The following is a 22,744-nucleotide window of genomic DNA, read 5'->3' as shown; positions in this document are numbered from 1 at the left end:
TTTAATACAATAAAAATATGAATTACTTAAAATTATAAATATAACTAAGGCGTTGGTATTTATCAAAAACAATGCTATAAAGATAAGAAAGTGATGGTATAAAATGAAAGATATTAAACCTACATTAGATTGGTTAGAAGATCCAGAAGTTTTTAGAGTAAATAGAATTGATGCACATTCTGATCATTGGTTTTATGAAGAAATGGAGCAAGTTAAACTAGAAGATGAAATGATTCTTAAGCAAAATTTAAATGGAAGATGGAGATTTTCATATAGTGAAAATTCATCTTTAAGACTTAAAGATTTTTATAAAGAAGATTTTGACGTAAGTGGTTTTAAATATATTGAAGTACCAGGGCATATCCAATTGCAAGGATATGACAAATGTCAATATATTAATACTATGTATCCTTGGGAAGGTCATGATGAACTAAGACCACCTCATATTTCAAAAACTTATAATCCAGTGGGAAGTTATGTAACATTTTTTGATGTAAAGGAAGAATTGAAAAATAAGCAAACTTTTCTTTCATTCCAAGGTGTTGAAGCAGCATTTTATTTATGGATTAATGGTGAATTTGTAGGATATAGCGAAGATACGTTTACTCCATCAGAATTTGATATTACAGCTTACCTAAAGACTGGAGAAAACAAACTAGCAGTAGAAGTTTATAAAAGAAGTAGTGCAAGTTGGATTGAAGATCAGGATTTTTGGAGATTTTCAGGAATATTTAGAGATGTTTATTTATATGCAATTCCTGAGACTCATGTAAATGATCTTTTTGTGAAAACAGAATTATATGATGATTTTATAAATGCAAAACTTGATGCAGATTTAAAAATAATAGGAGATGCTAATACTAAAATAGAAGGATATCTAGAAGATAGTGATGGAAATAAAATTGTTGAAAGTGAGAAAGTCTCATTTAAGAATGATTTAACATTATCTTTTGATGTTAAAAATGTTAAGTTGTGGAGTGCAGAAGAACCGAATTTGTATACTCTTTATGTAATAATTAGCAAGGAAGATAATACTTTAATTGAGGTGGTTAAGCAAAAAGTTGGTTTTAGACATTTTGAAATGAAAGATAAAATAATGTGTCTTAATGGAAAAAGAATAATATTTAAAGGTGTTAATCGTCATGAGTTTAATCCAAGACGTGGACGTTCTATTACGAAAGACGATATGCTTTGGGATATTAAGTTTTTAAAACAACACAATATTAACGCAGTTAGAACATCACATTATCCAAATCAAAGTTTATGGTATAGACTTTGCGATGAATATGGTATTTATCTAATTGATGAAACTAACTTAGAAAGTCATGGATCTTGGCAAAAGATGGGGCAATGTGAACCATCATGGAATATACCAGGTAGTCTTCCAGAGTGGCAAGAAGTAGTAATAGATCGTGCAGCTTCAATGCTAGAGCGTGATAAGAATCATCCATCTGTTCTTATTTGGTCATGTGGTAATGAATCTTATGCTGGAGAAGATATATTCCAAATGTCAGAATATTTTAGAAAGAAAGATTCTTCTCGTTTAGTTCATTATGAAGGTGTATTTTGGAATAGAGAATATGAAAAAACAAGTGATATGGAAAGTAGAATGTATGCTAAACCAGTAGATATAGAAGAATATCTTAGTAATGATCCTAAGAAACCTTATATTAGTTGTGAGTACATGCATGCTATGGGTAATTCTTGTGGTGGAATGATGAAATACACAGAACTTGAGGATAAATATCCAATGTATCAAGGTGGATTCATTTGGGATTACAGCGATCAAGCCCTTTATAGAAAAGCACCAAACGGAAAAGAAGTTTTATCTTATGGAGGAGATTTTACTGATCGTCCATCTGATTATAACTTTTCAGGAAATGGTATAGTTTATGCAGATAGAACTGCATCACCAAAAGCTATGGAAGTAAAACATTTATATCAAAATATAAAAATAATTCCAGATGAAAAAGGTGTTACTATTAAGAATCAAAATCTTTTTGTAAATACGGAAGTTTATGATTTGTTTTATGTTTCTGAAATAGAAGGAAAGCTATTGCAAGAAGGCAAAACAAAAGTATCCGTAGCAGCGGGAGAAGAAAAGTATATAGAATTACCTTTTGAATATCATAATTATTCAGAAGAAATTGTATGTATTATTTCGCTAAGATTATCAGAAGATACTATTTGGGCAAATAAAGGTCATGAAGTAGCTTTTGGACAAAAAGTTTTTGAGAGAAAAGAAGAGGTAAAGAATACATTTAATAATAAGATAAAAGTTGTTCATGGTGATGTAAACATAGGTGTTCATGGGGAAAATTTCAAAGTGATATTTTCTAAACAAGAAGGGGGAATTGTTTCTCTAAGATATAATGGAAAAGAGTTTATCACAAGAACTCCTAAGACATTCTATTGGAGAGCAACTACAGATAATGATAGAGGAAATAAACATGAATTTAGATGTGCTCAGTGGCTTAGTGCTACAATGTGCCAAAAATATGTGGATTTTTCAATGGGAGAGCATGAAGATAAAATTATATTAGAATACACTTATGAATTACCAACAATCCCATCTACTAAGGTTAAGGTAACTTATGAAGTTACTGAAAATGGAGCAATTAAAGTTAATGTCTTATATAAAGGAGTAGAAGGATTACCAGAACTACCAGTTCTAGGCATGAATTTTAGACTTCTAACTGAATTTAATTCATTCTCATGGTATGGTATGGGACCAGATGAAAATTATATGGATAGATGTGAAGGCACTAAATTAGGGATTTATAAAAGTACACCAATAGATAATCTATCTAAATATTTAGTTCCACAAGAATGTGGTAACAGAACTGGTACTAGATGGGTAACTATTAAAAATGAAAATGGAGACGGACTTAAGTTCTCTTATGAGAAATCACCATTTGAATTTAGTGTTTTACCGTACAATAATATGGAACTTGAAAATGCTCTTCATCAAGAAGATTTACCACCTATTAACTTTACAAATGTTAATATTATAGGTAAACAAATGGGTGTTGGTGGAGATGATAGCTGGGGAGCACCAGTATTACCTGAATTCTGTATAGATTCTAGTAAAGATTTAGAATATAGTTTTATGATTTCTAATATATAGATACCCACAGTGAAAATCTTACTTATAAGGATAACCACCGAAATTGAATACATGTTTGTTCCGTAGGACTAAGAAAATTTCGCTGGAAGCCACTAAATGGCAGGTTGCATCTATTTTAGTTTGCTCCCAATGTAAAATTGGGACAAACTAAAATGGAACAACCAGCCATTAAGTGGCTTCATCAGCTCATTTTCTAATGCCTACTGCACAAACATGTATCCAATTTCTCTGTTTGTGTCTACGCATAAGTATGGTGGGTATATAATTTAATTGTACGTATAAGAAAAACTTGCATTGTGGTTATATATATGTAGGTGCGCAAGGAGAAAATTGTACTTATGCATGTATTCCACTTAAATGAGGGGGCATGCATTTGTTACATTTACTTAAGATTCTGAGGAGGTAAATAATGCAAAATATATTTCTTTTTATTTCAACTTTATTAGCGTACTTTGTAAAAAGTATAACCGGATTTGGAAATACACTTGTTATGGGTTCATTATTTTCATTTGTAGTATCAAATAGATTAACTACACCTGTAGATCTAATTTTTAGTATTCCAACAAATATGTATATAGCTTGGAGAGAACGGAAAAATATTTCTCTTAAAGTTGTTATTCCATTATCACTTATGCTATTAGTAGGTATTATTCCTGGTACATTTTTTCTAAGGGTAGGTAATGATAGGATATTAAAATCAATATTAGGAATAGTAGTTGTGGGAATGGCATTAGAAATGTTGACAAGAAAGCCTACTGAAAATGAAACAAAGAAAAATAGTCCTATTTTTCTAATAATTATAGGCATAATTTCAGGTGTTTTAGCAGGATTATATGGAATTGGTGCTCTTTTGGTTGCATACATTAGCAGAACTACTAATAATAAAAGTGAATTTCGTGCAAACATCTGTTGTGTTTTCTTAGTAGATAATGTATTTAGATTTTTTTTATACTTGTTTACTGGTATATTAAACAAAGAAATATTTATGTTAACGCTAATTCTTTCACCAGCAGTTATTTTAGGGATGATTATAGGTGTTAAGGTTGACTCAAAGATGAAAGAAGAAACTGTGGAAAAATCAGTTATTGCTTTACTTGTAATAAGTGGAACAGTTTTGTTGATTAAAAGTCTTTTATATAATTAATATAAAATCAATAAGTGCATGAAAAATATTATAATTTATGGAGGTTATTATGACAATTAGAGAGAAAATGAAAAATGGTATGTTGTATAGAGATGTAGGAGAGGGTCTTGAAGATGAACGTAAAAGGTGTCAAGAATTATTATATGATTATAACCATACACGTCCAAGTGAAGAAACAAAAAGGAAAGATTTACTGAAAGAATTATTGGGTGATATGGGCGAGAATATTTATATTGAGCCACCAGTACATATGGCATATGGTACAAACGTACATATTGGGGAGGGTTTTTATGCTAATTTTAATCTTGTAATTGTAGATGATATTGACGTTTATATAGGTAATAATGTTATGATAGCACCTAATGTAACAATAACACCTACAGGGCATCCAGTTGACGCAGAACTTCGCAGATATGGCACTCAGTTTTCAATTCCTGTAAGAATTGGCAACGATGTATGGATAGGCTCCAATGCAGTGATTTTGCCAGGAGTCACCATAGGTGATAATTCAGTTATAGGTGCTGGAAGTGTTGTTACACATGACATTCCGGAAAATGTTGTTGCTGTAGGAAATCCATGTCGTATATTAAGAAAAATAAATGAACGTGATAAAGAATATTATTATAAAAATAGAAGGGTTGAATAACTTTTATAATATTTCAATACTATATAAAAATATAGGTAAAGTTTAAAATAAAATTAATAATTATAAGAAGAAAGATTTAGAAGATCAAACTCAAGAAGAAATTTGATCTTCTTTTTAATATGTCCGTAGTTGGTAACGATTTAGTGAACGTTATAGTTAAGGCTAATTATCAATGGTGAAGAAACTAAAAACATGTAGAGTATATTCAAAAGTATCCCTAAAAACCAAAAAAATATTAATTGGATTAGTTGAAAATAATAACAAGAATATATCGTATAAAAATAATTTGTGAATTTATATTTTATTTAATAAAAAAACCTTTACAAAATAAAATAGAGCGATTATAATAAATTTGTAAACAGTTACTAAAGATTATGGACAAATACAAAACCGGTTTCGTATTTTGAAAGAAATATAAAACTTTTTATTTTATCATTTTACGAAATGGGTTTCGAAAAAACTGTGTTAAGAGAATATATTAATAAATATTTTTTTACAAAGTATCGAAACTGGTTTCGAAAAATAAAGTTTTAAAACTTTTTTAAAAACTAAATTAATTTTGTTAGGATATACCTTTAGTAGAAATTAATCTTAAGGGGGAAATTATAATATGAAAAAAAATTATTTACAAAAAGTATTAATATTTGCAATGTCAGTTGCAATAGTGGGATCTGTTTTCACAGGTTGTGGTAAATCACAAAGTTCAACTGAAACAGCAGCAACCGCATTTACAGAGAAGGATCCAAAGGAGTACAAAGGAACAATCAATATGTGGTCCTTTACAGATGAATTTAAATCATCACACTTTATCGAAAAATTTAACGAAGTATATCCAAACATTGAGATTAAGTTGACAGTTATACCGACTGATAACAATGCATACTCAACAAAACTTTCATCAGTATTAGCTTCAGGATCAGGTGTACCTGATGTTTTCACTTCAGAAGTTGCAAATGTAAACAAATATGTTAATACTGATTACTATGAAAATCTTTCAAAAGCTCCATATAACGCAGATGAAATTGCAAAAAGTGAGGCTCAATATGTTGTAGATCTTGGAAGAAATGCAGAAGATAAGAGTATTAGAGCACTTTCTTGGCAAGCAACTCCAGGTGGATTATTCTACAAGAGAAGTTTAGCTAAACAATATCTTGGAACAGATGATCCAGATGAAATTTCTAAGAAATTTAGTTCATGGGATTCTTTAATTGCAACTGGTAAAGAATTAAACGAAAAAAGTGGTGGTAAAGTTAAGTTACTTCCAAATTATTCTGAAGGATTCGTTGTTGCAACTGGAAGTAGATCACATGGATGGGTAGAAAATGATAAATTAGTTATCGATGATAAGATGATGGAATTTGTTGATAATTCAAAGAAAATCAGAGATGCAGGTATAGACGCTAAGTTTAATACATGGTCAGCACCATGGTCAGCATCAATGGCTGGCGCAGTAGATGGGACAAACGTATTAGCTTATGCACTTCCAACTTGGGGGTTACCATACGTAATAGCTACTAATGCTAAAGACACAAAGGGAGATTGGGGACTTGCTAAAGCACCAGCAGCTTACTACAATGGTGGTACTTGGTTAGGTATCTACGGTAAGAGTGAACAGAAGGAACTTGCATGGCAATTTGTTAAGTTCTTCAATTCTAAAGAATTCCAAACATGGGATATGAAAACAAATGGTGATTTCTCATCTATGACAGACGTAAGTAAGCAATTTGCAACTACTGATGATGGAAAAAATGATTTTGCAGGTAAACAAAATTTAGCTAAGACATATAATGATATAATTCCATCTATCACTGGTAAGTTAGTTACTAAGTATGATGAAACTCTAAACAGTAAATTCCAATCTGATTTAGACTTATATGTAAGTGGAGAAAAAACAAAAGAAGAATTTTTACAACAATTTAAAGCAGATGTTAAGACTGCATTCCCAGATATAACTGTAGAATAACTTTATAAGAACTTATTAGCTGTTTATTATATTTTAAACAGCTAATAAGGAATTTAAATTAGGAGGCGTTTTGATGCCAAAGAAAAAAAACAAAGTAGATAAAGGGAAATATGGAATATACTTTGTTATTCCATATTTTATTACATTTTTATTATTTGCATTATATCCTGTTATATATACTTTAATTATAAGTCTTCAAAAGTGGGATGGAATGTCACTAAATCCAAAGTTTGTAGGACTTAAGAATTATGTTACTCTTATACATGATGCTTTATTTTATCAATCTATAGCAAATACATTCATAATGTGGATTTCAGCTGTAATTCCACAGATGGCTTTTGCACTTTTACTTGCAGTATTATTTAATAGTGCAAAAAAGATTAGGGGAAAAGAATTTTTTAGAGCAGCTATGTATCTTCCTAACCTTATTACACCATCAGCAGTAGCAGTATTATTCTTCTTTTTATTTGACTGGCAAACTGGTGCAGCTAACAAAATCCTTTTAAATTTTAATTTGATTAAGGAACCTATTAACTGGTATTTAACTGCACCTAGCTATAGAGGAATAATATCACTTATATCATGGTGGATGTGGTTTGGATATAGTACAATAATTTTTGGGGCTGGTTTAAACAATATACCGGCAGAATTGTATGAGTCTGCTAGCATAGATGGAGCAACTCCTTGGCAGAGTTTTAAGAGCATAACAATGCCGCTTTTAAAACCAACTATATTATTTGCTGCTGTAACATCACTTATTGGTGGTATGCAGACATTTGATATTCCTTATATTATGACTCAAGGACAAGGAAATCCTAATAATAAGACATTGACAGTAGTTATGTATCTATATAATACTGCTTTCCAAAATTCAAACTATGGATATGGTTCTGCTATTGGATATGGTTTATTTATTTTGATACTCGTATTTTCTATAATAACTTACAAGTTTATTAATAGAAATGCTGAGAATGATTAGGGGTGATATTAATGGAAACAAAAGTTAAAAAAACTAATAATATCAGGACAAGTAGTAAAAAAGTGGGTTGGTATATATTTTTAATTATTCTTACTCTTATATGTTTAGTTCCCTTCTATATAATGATCATAGATGCTACTCATACCAATGGGGAAATAGCATCAAAATTGTGGCTTTTACCAGGTACAGCATTATTAGATAATTACCATAGGTTAGTTGAAAGTGTTCCTATATGGAAAGGATTTGCCAATAGTTTATTCATTGCAGTTGCTGTTACAGCAGTAAGTGGGTATTTTAGTGCTCTAACTGCATATGGATTTTCAAGATATAAATTTAAGGGTAATAAAATGCTTTATGCAATTGTATTAGGTTCAATGATGATTCCTATGCAGTTAGGATTCATAGGATTTTATCAATTAATAAGCAAAATGCATTTACTTAACAGTTATATTCCTTTAATAATTCCTTCAATAGCTAATGCAAGCTCTGTTTTCTTTATTAAAGGATATACAGATGGTGCGGTTAGTGAATCGCTAATTGAAGCAGCGAGAATAGATGGTTGCAATGAATTTTCTATATTTAACAAAATAGGATTACCTCTTATTATGCCTTCCGTTGCAACGATGTCTATATTTACATTTATAGGAACTTGGAATAACTATTTAACACCTCTTATTCTAATATCGGATATGGAAAAATATACGCTTCCAATTATGCAGGTTGTTGCAAGAGGTGTTTACAAGACTGAATTTGGTGCAATATATACATGTATTGCAATTTCTGTTGTTCCAATAATGATAGCATTTGCATTCTTGTCAAAGAAGATAATTGGTGGGTTGACAATCGGAGGAGTAAAAGGCTAAAGGTAAACATAACATAATAAGACATAGGATTGATTCTTTGTGTATAGTTGAAAATAAAAATTAAATGTTAATTTAAACTAATGAAGCAGACTTATACTAAAATCAAATCTTAAATGAAGATTTTAGGGATAATAACTTAGGGGTGATGTCAGAATGAATAAAAGACTAAAAAAACAAAAAAATTCCAATAAAAACGTTGGAGATTTTAAAAAAAAATATTTAAAAAGTAGTTTTTTTCAAAGTGTTTTTTCAAAACTATCATTTAAAAATATAACTATAATTAGAAGTTTTATCACTATAGTAGTTATTTCGATTTTAACTACTTTAGTTATCGGAATAACATCTTTTGTTACTATAAATGGGACCTATATCAATCTTAAGTTAATGTATACAAGCTGTCTTCAAAGAGAAATTTTATTTAATTCAATTAATGTACACTTAAATATATTGAGGGAAAATGTTTCGCTTCACATAGAATATCCACAAGATCAATATAGTAATAATATTAATAAGGAAATTGATAGCGTTTATGAGGAATTAGCTCAATTTAAATCACTAGAACTTTCAGGTGATAATGATGAAATGAATAAGATTATAGATCAGCAATTTCTCATTTTAAAAAATCGCTGTAGTACTATAACTCAACTTAAAAATACTAATACTCTTACCAAGGACTCAAAGGATAAGAATAAGCTTAGTTTTCAAGGAGAGGAGTCTAATTTTTCATCTTCAATTTCAACAGCGGTTACTAAAAATAAAGATGAAGCAGAGCAATTATTTAGTAAAACTGAAAAAGCTTATGTAAGTGGCATTGCTATTTTGGTTATATTATTTATTATTTCAATTATATTGATATCCTTAATTGCAACTGTAGTTATTAAATCATTAAAGAAATCCATCAAATCATTTACTGGTATTCTAGATACTATGTCCATGGGAGATTTTACTGTTGATATTAAAACAGATGAAAAATCTGAAATAGGAATAATGAAAAAGAATCTAGCATCTACTATAAGCTCAATTTCTCATATTTTTAAAGAAATTAAGGAAGGTAGTTTATTGACTTTAGAAAAGGCTGAAGCATTATCCGCTGTATCAAGAGAAATGGATGGCACAATGCAGCAAGTTGCTGTTGCAATACAAGGAATGGCTGAGGGTGCTTCAGTTCAATCAACCGAATTGATGGTGATAAATGATACTTTTGATAAATTTGGTGATGAAATTGGAAGTATTGTTACATCAATTAAAGTTGTTGATCAAAATACTAAAGCTGTTAATCATAAGGCACAAGGAAGTAATGTTCAATTATCTTCTCTTGTTGAAACAATAAATGATATTAGTAATTCATTTGAGAATACTAGTGGAAAAATACAAGGGCTAGGTATTAAAATTTCAGAAATTAATAAAATAACAGATATTATAAAGAGCATTGCAGAGCAAACTAATTTGTTGTCATTAAATGCCTCTATAGAAGCCGCAAGAGCAGGTGAAGCTGGAAGAGGATTCGCAGTTGTAGCTAATGAAATTAAAAAATTAGCAGAACAATCAAAGAGCTCATCTAATGATATCAATAGTTTAATCCAAGATATTTCTAAGGAAACAGGAGCTGTAGTAAGTACTACTAATGGAGTTAATGAAGATTTAAAACAGCAAATAACTGTTATTGAAAATTCAGTTCAAGATTTCAAAGAAATAATTGAAGATATTAATGATATTCTTCCGCAAATAGAAGAAATAAATAATACTGTTGAAGGAATTAACAATAAGAAAGATCACATTGTTGAAATAATACATTCTACAGCTAGCATAGCAGAAGAGAACTCAGCTTCTTCAGAAGAAATAGCTGCTTCAACACAAGAAGTTACAGCATCAACTGAAAGTTTAGCTAATACTGCACAATTACTTGAAGATACTTCTAATAATCTTATAAAACAAGTTAATAACTTCAAATTAAAAGAAGATATAAGATAAAGTGAATGTATATATCTTTTAGAAAGTAATTTTCATTATAAAAATGGTTGTTGGAAGCAAAAATATATTTGTGAAAGAGATAGGAAAAAATTATGAGTAAAAAAAGAGAATTCGATGATGGTGTTGTTGTTAAATTTTTTAATTATGTATGGTGTTTTTTATTAGGAGACTTTTATTTTTGGATTTTAAATATTCCATTTATATTTGTAGCATTAGGAATGATAATTAATAACACTGTTAATGTGACTATGATTGTTATTTTAATGTTGTCCTCAATACCTATTGGACCTGCACTAACTGCACTGCTAAGTTTGATGGGTAAGCTCACCAGAGATGGATATACAGATGTTACAAAAGACTTTTTTGAAGCCTATAAGGTGAATTTTAAACATTCAGTATTTTTTTGGATAGTAGGGATGAGTATTTTAACATTAGCATGGGTTGAGTTATTATACTTAAATAATAATTCTAGTTTGACTCAAGTGGGAATTATACCTCTTGTAATTATTTTTGTATGTATTGCTGTAGGGAGTTATATCTTTCCTATAATATCAAGATTTTATATGAAGAAAAAAGAAGTATTAATATTATCTATAATATGTTTGTTTAAAAAAAGTTATATATGTATAGTATCTATTGCAACAACATGTGTACTATGGGTTATACTCATTAAAATTAAATTATTTATAATACTACCATTATTTTTTGTAAGTATTATATGTTATTTAATAATGCTTATGGAAAAAAGTATGCTTCAAGATATTGAAGAGAAATACAATAATAAGGACATTGAAGTTCAATAAATATAAACAAATAAAATAATATAAATTAATATATTTGGGAGGCAAATAATGAGAGAAGTTGTAGCTAGAAAAGTTGAACAGTCTGCAGAGCAGAGATTAAGAGAAATATTTAATGAAAGAATTGAAAAATACGCTGTTATAGATGGTATATTCTATGATAGTACATATAAAAAAGCAGTGGGCGTTGCTAATTTACCAATTAAAATTCCTGTTACCTTAGAAATGTTTAAGAATAGAGAAATAGCGGTACTGTTAGATAGAATTTTAGAAGACAATGAATTTGTAATCATAAAACTTACTAAAAATATAGATGATGCTACTTTATTAGCATTTAACAAAGGATTGATTACTGAAATAAACTTAGACATTGAGATTAGCAATAAGATAAACAGAATAGTAGAAAAGATAACTTATGGTGTGGGAAGTATTAATGAAGATGGAGAACATGAAATAGATTTATTAGCGCCAGCTCCTGGACCACATTTTTATACAAATTTATTGTTAGGAAATAGAATTGACTTTTCTCATCCCTTACAAACTACCCCAAAGAGCGTAGTAGATAAACTAGGAAGAGGAAGCTTTAGATCTCATGCTGCTACTCAAGTATTAGCTACAAGATGGGATATGCTTCAAGAAGAAAATGGTTTCCCTGCAAGTCGTCAGTTTTATTTAGTGGAAGATGGAAAACAAATATTTTACTCAGCAAATGTCACAGATGAAAATATAGAATCTGGTAAATGTATTCATTCTCAAAATCACACTAAAATTATCTATAAGACTAAATGTGGATTAGAAATTGAAAGATTAATTTTCTTACTTCCTCAAGAAGAAAACATGCCTATAGCTGTTGAAGCACAACAAATTAAAATAAAGAATAATACAAATAGAGTAAGGAATATTAAAATAGTTTATACTGGTATGTTTGGAAGTGCTGCTCCGAGTGCATTGATGGAGGATGTTTTATACAGTAATGTAATTATGCAAGCAAAGGTATTGCTCAATGATGAAGGCTCTGTAATGGCTATATCTTCAGATTATTATCCAATGTATACAAGCGGCGACTACAGATTTCATACTATGATTACCCATAATGAAAAGGAATCAGTACTTCCGAAGGAGTTTTGTACAAGCTATAGTGAATTTGTGGGAAGTGGTTCGTTGGAAAGACCAGAGGGATTATACAAACTTAGCAGCAATTTAAATAGAAAAGGACCAGGTTTCTTTGCTGTTAGCAGTGAGATTACAATACAACCAGTAGCTGAAATTTCTATTGATAATTTAACAGGATTAGTTTCAACTAAGACAAATGATAACTTTAATGAAAATACCTTCAAAACTGAGGTGCAAAATCTAATTATTAAGTATAGCAATAAAAAAGAAATACTTAATGCCTTTAATAAAAGTATGAACTTTATTAATGAATATAGAAGTTATCTACAAGTTATTTCAGGAGATCAGCAATTTGATACTTATGTTAATAAGAATTTACCTTTTCAAGTTCTATATCAAACCTTTGTATCACGTTCTTTTGATCAAACCCAAAAAGGATATAGAGAAATGGGATTTAGAGAAATTCAAGACATTTATGCATCAATGTACTACTTTATAGGAATGGGTAAAAAAGATCTAGCTAAAAATTTGATAAAGGAATGGTCTGAAAAAGTATTTGAATTTGGTTATGCCTACCATAATTTCTTTTGGGTTGGTAAAGAACCAGGAAAATGGTCTGATGATGGATTATGGTTAATTCAGGCTGTATATAGATATATAAATCTTACTGGCGACATTGGATTCTTGGATGAACAGTTCATTATAGGAGGAAGTAATCCAATAAAGAAAAGAAGTTTATATGACACAATTAAAGCTATTTTAAGATATTCCGGAGAAATTTCAATAGGAAAACATGGAATACCTCTACTTGATTTCGCAGATTGGAATGACTGTCTAAAACTTGATACTGATTTTATAAATGGTGTTGAAAAAGAAAGAAGATATAATGAACAGATAGCTAGAACAGGAAGAGATGGAGAGCCATTTGAAAGTGATTATTCTGAAAGTATTATGAATGGATTCCTATTGAAGGTTGCTATGGACGAAATGATTGAAATTGGAAAACAGAAGGAAGATACATTGTATTATAGTAACCTTGAAAAATCTTCTAATAAACTTTATGATAATCTGCAACAATATGCATGGAAAGAGGATTTCTTTGCAAGAGTTTTATTTAATAGATACAAAGATGGAGAGTTCACTTATCTTGGAGCTAAAGGTGATAATCTTTCAGCAGATCCAAATAAAGACGGCACATATTTTTTAAATTCTTTCAGTTGGGCAATTTTATCTAATTCGGCAACTGAAGAACAAATTAAAATAATGCTTGAATCTATAGAATCTCATTTAAAAACTCCTTATGGATTAAAACTTATTAGTCCAACAGATTTAGAGAAGGTTGCAACTGGAACTGCTACAGGAGAATATTTCCCTGGAGATAGAGAAAATGGTGGAATATTTAAGCATGCTACAATGATGGCTACTAGTGCTATGCTAAAAGCTGCTAAGATGGTTGAAAGTGATGAATTAGCAAGAAAGCTAACTAGTACAGCATATTGGATGATAAATCTAGTTTTACCTTACAACACAATGAAACATCCATATGAAACATGTGGAAACCCAAGATTCTGTACTCAATATAACAATAGTGATACTGGTGAAAATATAGGGCCTACATTAAGTGGTACGTCTACTTGGCTTACATTATCATTATTTGATGCCTTTGGTGTTGAATATACAGCAAGTGGTATAGAGATAAATCCAATACTTGCAGAAGAGCAAAAGTCACTAAACTTGATTCTTAATACTGGTAAGGCTAGCTTTAATATTATGATTTCAAAACCTGAAGGTTTTTATAGAATGAAGGATTCTTTATATTCTATAAGAGTTGATGGTGAAAAAATTGAAGGAAATGTTATAAAGAATTTTGAGGATGATAAGGAGCATAGTGTTGAGATATGCTTCTAATATAGAAGTGTTAAGGTGTGAACAGTAAATAAAAAACTACTAATTATCATTTTAGCAGTATCAGTTGGAACTACATTTATGAGTAAATTATTTAATTTAAGGAGGAAAATATATGAATAAGAAAAAAATTAAGAATGCAACATTAGGAATGCTAATAGGTACTTTTTTAATAGGAGCTTTAATACCAATAAAAGCTTTCGCATTGACTACAACGCATTTTGCTGATTCATTTAATTCTGCTAATCCATCAGCTTGGTCAAAATCAGATGGATGGACCAATGGGGGAATGTTCAACTGTACTTGGAGATCTAGTAACGTTAATTTTAGTAGCGGAGTTATGAATATTACTCTTAATAAAGATACCAAAGGAGGAACTAAGCCATATGCAGGTGGAGAATATCGCACAAATGATACCTACGGTTATGGACTTTATCAAGTAAATATGAAACCAGCAAAAAATACTGGTATAGTTTCTTCATTTTTTACTTATACAGGTCCAACAGATAATACTCCTTGGGATGAAATTGATATAGAGTTTTTAGGTAAAGATACCACAAAGGTACAATTTAATTATTTTACAAATGGTGTAGGTAATCATGAGTACCTTTATAATCTAGGGTTTGATGCTTCAACAAGTTACCATACTTATGCTTTTAATTGGCAACCAACTTATATTGCATGGTTGGTAGATGGCGTGGAAGTGCATAGAGTTACTAGAAACATACCATCACATCCTGGCAAAATTATGATGAATTTATGGCCTGGAACAGGTGTAGATTCATGGTTAGGTTCTTATAATGGTGCAACTCCACTTAATGTATATTATGATTGGATCTCTTACGATCCAGTTAAATAAAGTGAAACTTAGCTTCATTTTGGAATATAGTATGGAAATTATAGGGGGGAAAGCACCCCCTAAATATAGATAAGAGGTGTTTTATGAAGGAAAAAAATGAAGTAAAGAATGATTATATAGATGAATTAGGATTTTATGTTATAGAGAATTATGACAAGAAAGCGCCTTTTGCTAGTTTTTTATCAGGTATTGCTGGAGTGGAAGGAATACCAATGTGGTCATTTTATGTTAACAGGGGACAAGCGATAAGCAGTATTGGAATAAGGGATAAAAGTAATTGTATAATGGAGTTTTTCCCAGCTAATGAAGCTTATAAAATGGTGTATAGTAATGGATTTAGAACTTTCATAAAGGTTATAAATAATGAAAAAGAATTTATTTTCGAACCATTTTCTATGACTACAAATGAAAATATAAAAAGAATAATAAAAATAAAAAATAATGAATTAAGATTGGTAGAAATAAATAGTGAATTAAATTTTAATATAGAAATAACTTATTTTACAATTCCTAATGAAGAATTTTCAGCACTAGGAAGAAAAGTAGAAGTTGTAAATACATCTAATAAGAAAATTCAAATTGAAATATTAGATGGATTAACTGCTATATTACCATATGGATCTGTTAATGTAGAATACAAAGAAATGTCAAACACTTTAAGAAGTTGGATGGAAGGAGAAATCAAAGAAGATAAAACTGCTATATTTAAGGTGAGATCTTCTACTGGAGACACAGCAAAAATGGATAAAGTAGAGAATAGTTATTTTTATGTAGCTTTTGATGAAAATGAAAATATCTTAAGTCCAATAGTTGATCCAGAAAACATATTTGGATATGATACATCTTTAAAAGAACCAATAGAATTTCAAAATAGTACTATTGGAGAATTACTCAAAACTAATAACATTTGTAATAATAAAGTTCCTTGTGCATTTACAGGAAAATCAATGTGTTTAGAAAAAAATGATGGAACATATATTTATAGTTATATAGGATATATGAATAATCGTGATGATGTTAATAAATCATTAAAGAGAATCTGTAATGAAAGTTATTTTAATATAAAAATAAATGAAAGTAATAAACTAATAGATAATATTAGCAAGCATGTTGATACTAAAACTGCATATCCTCTATTTGATGAATATGTAAAACAATGTTATATAGATAATGTTTTAAGAGGTGGATATCCATTAGAGTTCGGTAATGTAGATAAAAAGATATATTATGTATATTCTAGAAAACATGGCGATTTAGAAAGAGATTATAACTTCTTTAGTATAGAACCTAATTTCTATTCTCAAGGCAATGGAAACTTTAGAGATGTAAATCAAAATAGAAGAATGGATGTTTATATTCACCCATTTACAGGAACAGAAAATATTAAATTATTTAATGATTTGATACAGCTTGATGGTTACAATCCTTTGGTTATAAAAGGAAAGAAGTTTTATATAGAGGAAAGTAAAAAAGAAAATATATTAAATTTAGTAAGGGTATATAAAAGTGAAGAATTAGTAAAAACTTTAGATGATAAATTCACTGCAGGTGAATTGTATTCTTCATTAAGAAATATAAACGGTATTGGAAGTAAAAAAATCAATGAAATAATGAATAATATTATAGAAATGTGTAGTGAATCTGTAGAAGCAGAATTTGGAGAAGGTTTTTGGAGTGACCACTGGACTTATAATCTTGATTTGATTGAAGAGTACTTAAACATTTATCCAGATAAGATAAAAGAATTATTAATTCAAGATGAAAATTATAAATTTTATAATTCACCAGAATCCGTATTACCTAGAAAAGATAAATATAGTGTAGATGATGGGAAAGTTAGACAATATGTGGCTTTAGAAAAAAAGGAAAATATATCAGATGATTGCATCCATGACAGTCATGGTAATTTATATAAAACAAATTTATTTGCAAAGTTATTAATTCTTGCAGGAATTAAATTTATGACTTTAGATCCTATGGGATTTGGAATAGAGATGGAAGCAGGAAAACCAGGTTGGAACGATGCTATGAATGGACTTCCAGGATTACTTGGATCAAATTTTTCGGAAACTGCAGAGTTAAAAAGATTATTACTATTTATAAAGGGAAATTTAGATGTTGTAGAAGACTTAATAAAATTGCCAGAAGAATTTTATAAAGCTATATGCGAAGTAGAAAATATTCTTTCATTAAATTTAAATGAGGAATTAAGTCAATTAGAATATTGGGACAAAGTTTCAACAATAAGAGAAGAATATAGAGAAAAAATCCAATATTCAATAAGTGGAAATAATTCAAATTTAGAAGTGACAGCTATTGAAAGTATAATTAACAAAATGCTTTCAAAGATTGATTTGGGAATTGAGAAAGCAAAGAACATGAATGAAAGTAAAATTCCTACATTTATGTATTATGATGTAACTAAATATGAAATAGATGATAAAGAAGTAATAAAACCATTAGAGTTTAAAACTAATTTCTTACCATTATTTTTAGAAGGACCTACCAGATATTTCAAGACCAAATTAGATTATGTTGAAAAGCATGAATTATATAAATCTATTAAGGAAAGTAATGTTTATGATAAAAAATTAAAAATGTACAAAACTTCAGAATCATTGGAAGATGTATCATTTGAAATAGGAAGAGCAAGAAGTTTTACAGCTGGTTGGCTTGAAAGAGAATCAGTATTTATGCACATGGAATTTAAGTACATTTTAGAATTAATAAAAAATGGATTATACGAAGAATTCTTTGAGGATATAAAAACTGCAATGCCACCATTTATGAATCCAGAAGTATATGGAAGAAGTATACTAGAAAATTCATCATTTATTGCAAGTAGTAGCAATCCAGATGAAAGAACTCATGGAAGAGGATTTGTAGCAAGATTAAGCGGTACAACTGTAGAAATGCTTAATATTTGGAAATTAATGATGGTTGGAGAAAAGCTATTTGCATATGAAGATGGAATTCTAAAATTTAGATTAAATCCTATTTTAACAAAAGATTTCTTTAAAGATAGTGCTTTGATTACTACAATTTTAGGTCATATAAAACTTGTTTATACAAACATAAATAATAAAAATACTTTTGAACCTAAAAAAGGAATAATAGAAGAAATTACTTTAGTTGATACAAACAATAATATGAGTAAATTTAAAGGAAATGAAGTATGTGGAGAATTTGCTGAAAAAATTAGAAATAAAGAAATAGTAGAAATTCTAGCTACTATATTATAATAAAGGAAAATAATTAATAAATTTGATGTATATGTAACGTATAAGAATACAGAGGACTCACTAAAATATTATGAATTAAAAAAATATTGTAGAAGAAGAAAAAATAGTGAAAATAGTGTTAGAATGGGTATTATAAAGAAATATAAATAAATACTTGGTTTTGGAGGAGCTTTAACATAAGCAAGTGATTATCTATTTCAAACATAGATGAAAATACAATAATAAAATTAAAAGCAAATTCTATGTATACTATTGTTGAATAATAATAGTATATAAAAAACCACAGATAAGAAGGGAAGATACGGAGTATGAGTACAATTTATGAAATAGCAAAAATTGCAGGAGTTTCACCAACAACAGTATCAAAAGTAATAAATAATTATCCAGATGTAAGTGATAAAACTAGAGCTAGAATACAAAAAATTCTTAATGATGAAAATTTTTTGCCAAACTCACAAGCTCAATTTTTATCAACTAAGAAAACATGGACATTAGGCATTGTATATTTTGAAAATCTTGGAGTTGGACTTAATCATCCCTTCTTTTCGGGAGTAATAGAATCCTTTAAAAAACAAGCAGATGAATATGGGTATTCATTATTATTTGGTTCTAAAAATGATAGATTAAAGAATGATACTTTTCTAGAATATTTTAAATATAGATGTGTTGAAGCAGTTGCTATAATCTGTACAGATCCAAAGGATAAAGAAACTTTAGAACTTATAGAAAGTGATTTTCCAATTGTAGTAATAGATATGTTTAATAAAAATACATCTACAGTAACTTCAGATAATGTAGAAGGATGTAATTTAGCTATTAAATATTTATATGATTTAGGACATAGAAAAATTGCACATATATCTGGTGCAAATTATTTAGATAACTGGCCAAGTGCAATAAGAGAAGAATGTTATATTAAAGAGATGAACAAATTAAATTTAGAAATATTAGATGGATATATCGCAAATGGAGTAAATTTTGATGTTTCTGGTGGTTATACTGCAATGAAAGAGTTACTAAAGCTTAAAGACAGACCAACAGCAGTATTTGCAGCCGGTGATAAGATAGCAATTGGTGCAATAAATGCAGTAAAAGAGGCTGGATTAAGTGTACCAGATGATATATCAATAATAGGATTTGATGATATAGAGGTAGCGAGATATATTACTCCTAAGTTAACAACTATAAGACAAAACTGTAATGAAATTGGAAAGACTGCTGTTGATTTATTAGTAGAACAAATTAATCAAAAGGCGAAACTTAAGATTAATAAGATAATTCCAGTAGAACTTATCGAAAGAGATTCTTGCAAGAAAATAGATTAATGGAGATAAATGAAAAAGTAAAAGTAGAAATATATTTAATGGAAATATTGTAAAGGTGGTTTTAGTAGTATGGCGAATTGTGAATTTATAAATAATAAAGGAAATTTTAAGCTTAAAAATCCTGAAAATAATAGTTATATGTATTTTCCTATTGCAAACGAGGCAGGTGTTATGTCTAGTATAACTCCAACTTTAAATGGTGATTGTAAAATGGGGCAAAACACATTTTTGCTTGCACCAGTAAGTAGTGAAGATCTTCATAACAACAGATCATCAAGAAATTTTTGGATATATATTGATGGCATGGGTGCCTGGTCAGCTACAGGGGTCTCAGCAGCTCAACAAGCTGAAATTTTTAGTGGGGATAAGGAAGAAACAGATGTAGAAGCTGGTATAATGTGGCATAAAATAACTAGAAAGTCAAAAAAGTTTGGAGTAAAAAGTGAAATAACATCATTTGTTCCGGCTACTGACGAAAAAATAGAATTAATGAAAGTTACAATTACAAATATAAGTAATGAAACTAAAAAAATAACGTCAACAGTAGCAATACCATTATATTGTCGCTCAGCAGATAATATTAGAGATCATAGGCATGTAACTTCTCTTTTAAATAGAGTAGAAACTACTGAATATGGAGTTATAGTAAATCCGACATTGACATTTGATGAAAGAGGACATAAAAAGAATACAGTAGTTTATGGTGTTGTTGCTGCAACAGAAAATGGTGGAAAACCAATAAGTTTTTGTCCAATAGTGGAGGAATTCATTGGCGAAGGCGGATCTTTTGAGATGCCAAAGAGTGTTTTATTAAATGAGGAATTTAAAATAAAGCCTAATGAAAAGTTAGAAGGCTATGAAGCAATTGGAGCTATACGTTTTGAAGATGTGGTAATTGAACCAAATTCATCTAAGAGTTATATTGTGGCAATTGGATTTGGAGATTCAAAATGTGATTTTGATAGTGTTGTAGTAAACGACTTAAACGAAACCGGTTTTTATAAACTTTTTGAAGATACAAAAACATATTGGGATAAAAAGATTAATATTTCTTATGAAACAAAGGACAAGCGATTTGACAATTGGATGTATTGGGTTAATTTTCAGCCAATGCTTAGAAGAATTTATGGCTGCTCATTTTTACCACATCATGATTATGGTAAAGGTGGAAGAGGATGGAGAGACTTATGGCAAGACTGCTTAGCTCTTATAGCTATGGATCCAAGGGACGTTCGTGGTATGCTTTTAGATAATTTTGGCGGAATTCGTTTTGATGGAACTAATGCCACAATTATTGGAACAAAGCAAGGTGAGTTTATTGCAGATAGAAACAATATAACACGTGTTTGGATGGATCATGGGGCATGGCCATTCTTAACTACTAATCTTTATATAGAGCAAACTGGAGATATAGAATTTCTTTTAGAAAAACAAAGTTATTTTAAAGATCTTCAAGTGGAAAGAGGAACAGAAAAAGATACTTTATGGGACTTAAGTCAAGGAAATAAAATCCTTACAGAAAATTCTAAAGAGTATAATGGAACAATTTTAGAACATCTTTTAGTTCAACATTTAACAGCATTTTATGATGTTGGAGAGCATAATAACTTAAAGCTTCATGGTGCTGATTGGAATGATGGTCTTGATATGGCAGAAGAAAAAGGTGAGAGTGTTGCTTTTAGTACACTTTATGGAGGAAATCTTGAGAGTATTGCAGAGTTATTAAAAGTATTAAGAGATGAAAAGAAAATTAAAAATGTAGAACTTGCAGAAGAACTACTAATACTTTTAACTGGTGATGATGAAATTTACAATAGGGTAGATGAAAAACAAAAAGTACTAAAAGATTATTGTTATAAGTGTAGACACAACATAAAAGGAAAAGTTATTAAGCTAAATTGTGATGAACTTATTGCAGATATTCAAGGGAAAGCAAAGTGGCTTAAGGAACACATACAAAAAAATGAGTGGATTACAAATCGTGAAGGATATAGCTGGTATAATGGCTATTACGATAATAATGCAAGACGCGTTGAAGGTGATGGAGAATCAGGAACTCGTATGATACTTACTGGGCAAGTATTTTCTATTATGAGTAATACGGCTACAGAAGAACAAGTTGAAAGTATTATTAAAGCAGCGGATAAATATCTTTATGATAAATCTATTGGTGGATATAGGTTAAATACTAATTTTAATGAAATCAAAACCGATTTTGGAAGGATGTTTGGTTTTGCCTATGGTCATAAAGAAAATGGAGCAGTGTTTAGTCATATGGCTATTATGTATGCAAATGCACTTTATCAAAGAGGATTTGTACATGAAGGATTCAAAGTTGTTGATACACTTTATAGTCATTGTAACAACTTTGATGTTAGTAGAATTTATCCAGGTGTACCTGAGTATATAAATGAAAAAGGAAGAGGAATGTATAACTATTTAACTGGATCAGCAAGCTGGTTAATACTCACTGTATTAACTGAGATGTTTGGCGTAAAGGGAGAAATGGGTAACTTAGCATTTGATCCTAAAATACTATTAAAGCAATTCGATGATGAAAATAAAGCGTCTATTGAAATGAATTTTGCAGAAAGAATGCTTAAGATTGAATATATAAATGAAGGTATTAAAGAATATGGTGATTATAGTGTAAATCAAATTTATATGAATGGTGAAGAATATAAATTTGATGGAAAGCCTGTCATTTGTAGAAATGTTATAACTTCACTTGACGAAAATATTAAACATACAATAAAAGTTGTTCTTAAATAAGATAAATTACTAATTAAAATTCTATTATTTATAGA

The 22,744-nt window shown here is 29.4% G+C and carries 13 protein-coding genes; all 13 read left to right on the top strand.

Translation table 11 applies throughout. The features are described from left to right. Positions 1-103: 103 nt before the first annotated feature. The 13 genes from psyc5s11_RS19190 to psyc5s11_RS19130 all read left to right on the top strand — a co-directional run bounded on the left by psyc5s11_RS19190 (position 104) and on the right by psyc5s11_RS19130 (position 22,709). Positions 104-3,127, top strand: coding sequence for a glycoside hydrolase family 2 TIM barrel-domain containing protein (locus tag psyc5s11_RS19190; protein ID WP_224034091.1), 3,024 nt, complete (start codon positions 104-106; stop codon positions 3,125-3,127). 409 nt (positions 3,128-3,536) lie between these two features. Beyond that, a complete protein-coding gene (locus psyc5s11_RS19185; protein WP_224034090.1) occupies positions 3,537-4,271 on the top strand; it encodes a sulfite exporter TauE/SafE family protein in 735 nt (244 codons plus the stop codon). Positions 4,272-4,320: 49 nt separating this feature from the next. Then, on the top strand, positions 4,321-4,917 hold the full coding sequence (locus tag psyc5s11_RS19180; protein ID WP_224034089.1) for a maltose acetyltransferase domain-containing protein: 597 nt from the start codon (positions 4,321-4,323) through the stop codon (positions 4,915-4,917). A 610-nt stretch (positions 4,918-5,527) separates the two neighbouring features. Continuing rightward, on the top strand, positions 5,528-6,880 hold the full coding sequence (locus psyc5s11_RS19175; RefSeq protein WP_224034088.1) for an ABC transporter substrate-binding protein: 1,353 nt from the start codon (positions 5,528-5,530) through the stop codon (positions 6,878-6,880). Positions 6,881-6,953: 73 nt separating this feature from the next. Beyond that, on the top strand, positions 6,954-7,859 hold the full coding sequence (locus psyc5s11_RS19170; protein WP_224034087.1) for a carbohydrate ABC transporter permease: 906 nt from the start codon (positions 6,954-6,956) through the stop codon (positions 7,857-7,859). A gap of 11 nt (positions 7,860-7,870) precedes the next feature. Then, positions 7,871-8,722 carry a carbohydrate ABC transporter permease gene (locus tag psyc5s11_RS19165; protein WP_224034086.1) on the top strand — a complete coding sequence of 284 codons (852 nt, stop codon included), beginning with the start codon at positions 7,871-7,873 and terminating at the stop codon, positions 8,720-8,722. Between the two features lie 153 nt (positions 8,723-8,875). Next, positions 8,876-10,693: a methyl-accepting chemotaxis protein gene (locus psyc5s11_RS19160; protein WP_224034085.1), complete on the top strand. Its 1,818-nt coding sequence runs from the start codon at positions 8,876-8,878 to the stop codon at positions 10,691-10,693. Positions 10,694-10,785: 92 nt separating this feature from the next. Beyond that, positions 10,786-11,496 (top strand): DUF624 domain-containing protein, encoded by a 711-nt coding sequence (locus tag psyc5s11_RS19155; RefSeq protein WP_224034084.1) that lies wholly within the window; start codon positions 10,786-10,788, stop codon positions 11,494-11,496. Between the two features lie 48 nt (positions 11,497-11,544). After that, positions 11,545-14,514, top strand: a complete 2,970-nt coding sequence (locus psyc5s11_RS19150; protein ID WP_224034083.1) for a GH36-type glycosyl hydrolase domain-containing protein — start codon at positions 11,545-11,547, stop codon at positions 14,512-14,514. A 112-nt stretch (positions 14,515-14,626) separates the two neighbouring features. After that, entirely contained in the window at positions 14,627-15,370 is a 744-nt protein-coding gene (gene bglS, locus psyc5s11_RS19145; protein ID WP_224034082.1) for a beta-glucanase, read from the top strand. An 83-nt stretch (positions 15,371-15,453) separates the two neighbouring features. Continuing rightward, entirely contained in the window at positions 15,454-18,612 is a 3,159-nt protein-coding gene (locus psyc5s11_RS19140) for a hypothetical protein (protein ID WP_224034081.1), read from the top strand. Positions 18,613-18,920: 308 nt separating this feature from the next. After that, positions 18,921-19,937, top strand: a complete 1,017-nt coding sequence (locus psyc5s11_RS19135) for a LacI family DNA-binding transcriptional regulator (protein WP_224034080.1) — start codon at positions 18,921-18,923, stop codon at positions 19,935-19,937. 69 nt (positions 19,938-20,006) lie between these two features. Next, positions 20,007-22,709, top strand: a complete 2,703-nt coding sequence (locus psyc5s11_RS19130) for a GH36-type glycosyl hydrolase domain-containing protein (RefSeq protein ID WP_224034079.1) — start codon at positions 20,007-20,009, stop codon at positions 22,707-22,709. Positions 22,710-22,744 lie beyond the last annotated feature (35 nt).

The sequence above is a fragment of the Clostridium gelidum genome (assembly GCF_019977655.1).
Taxonomy (GTDB): Bacteria; Bacillota; Clostridia; order Clostridiales; family Clostridiaceae; genus Clostridium; species Clostridium gelidum.
The sequence above is the reverse complement of the archived record's forward strand: the minus strand, read 5'-3'. Positions and strand labels throughout refer to the sequence as shown.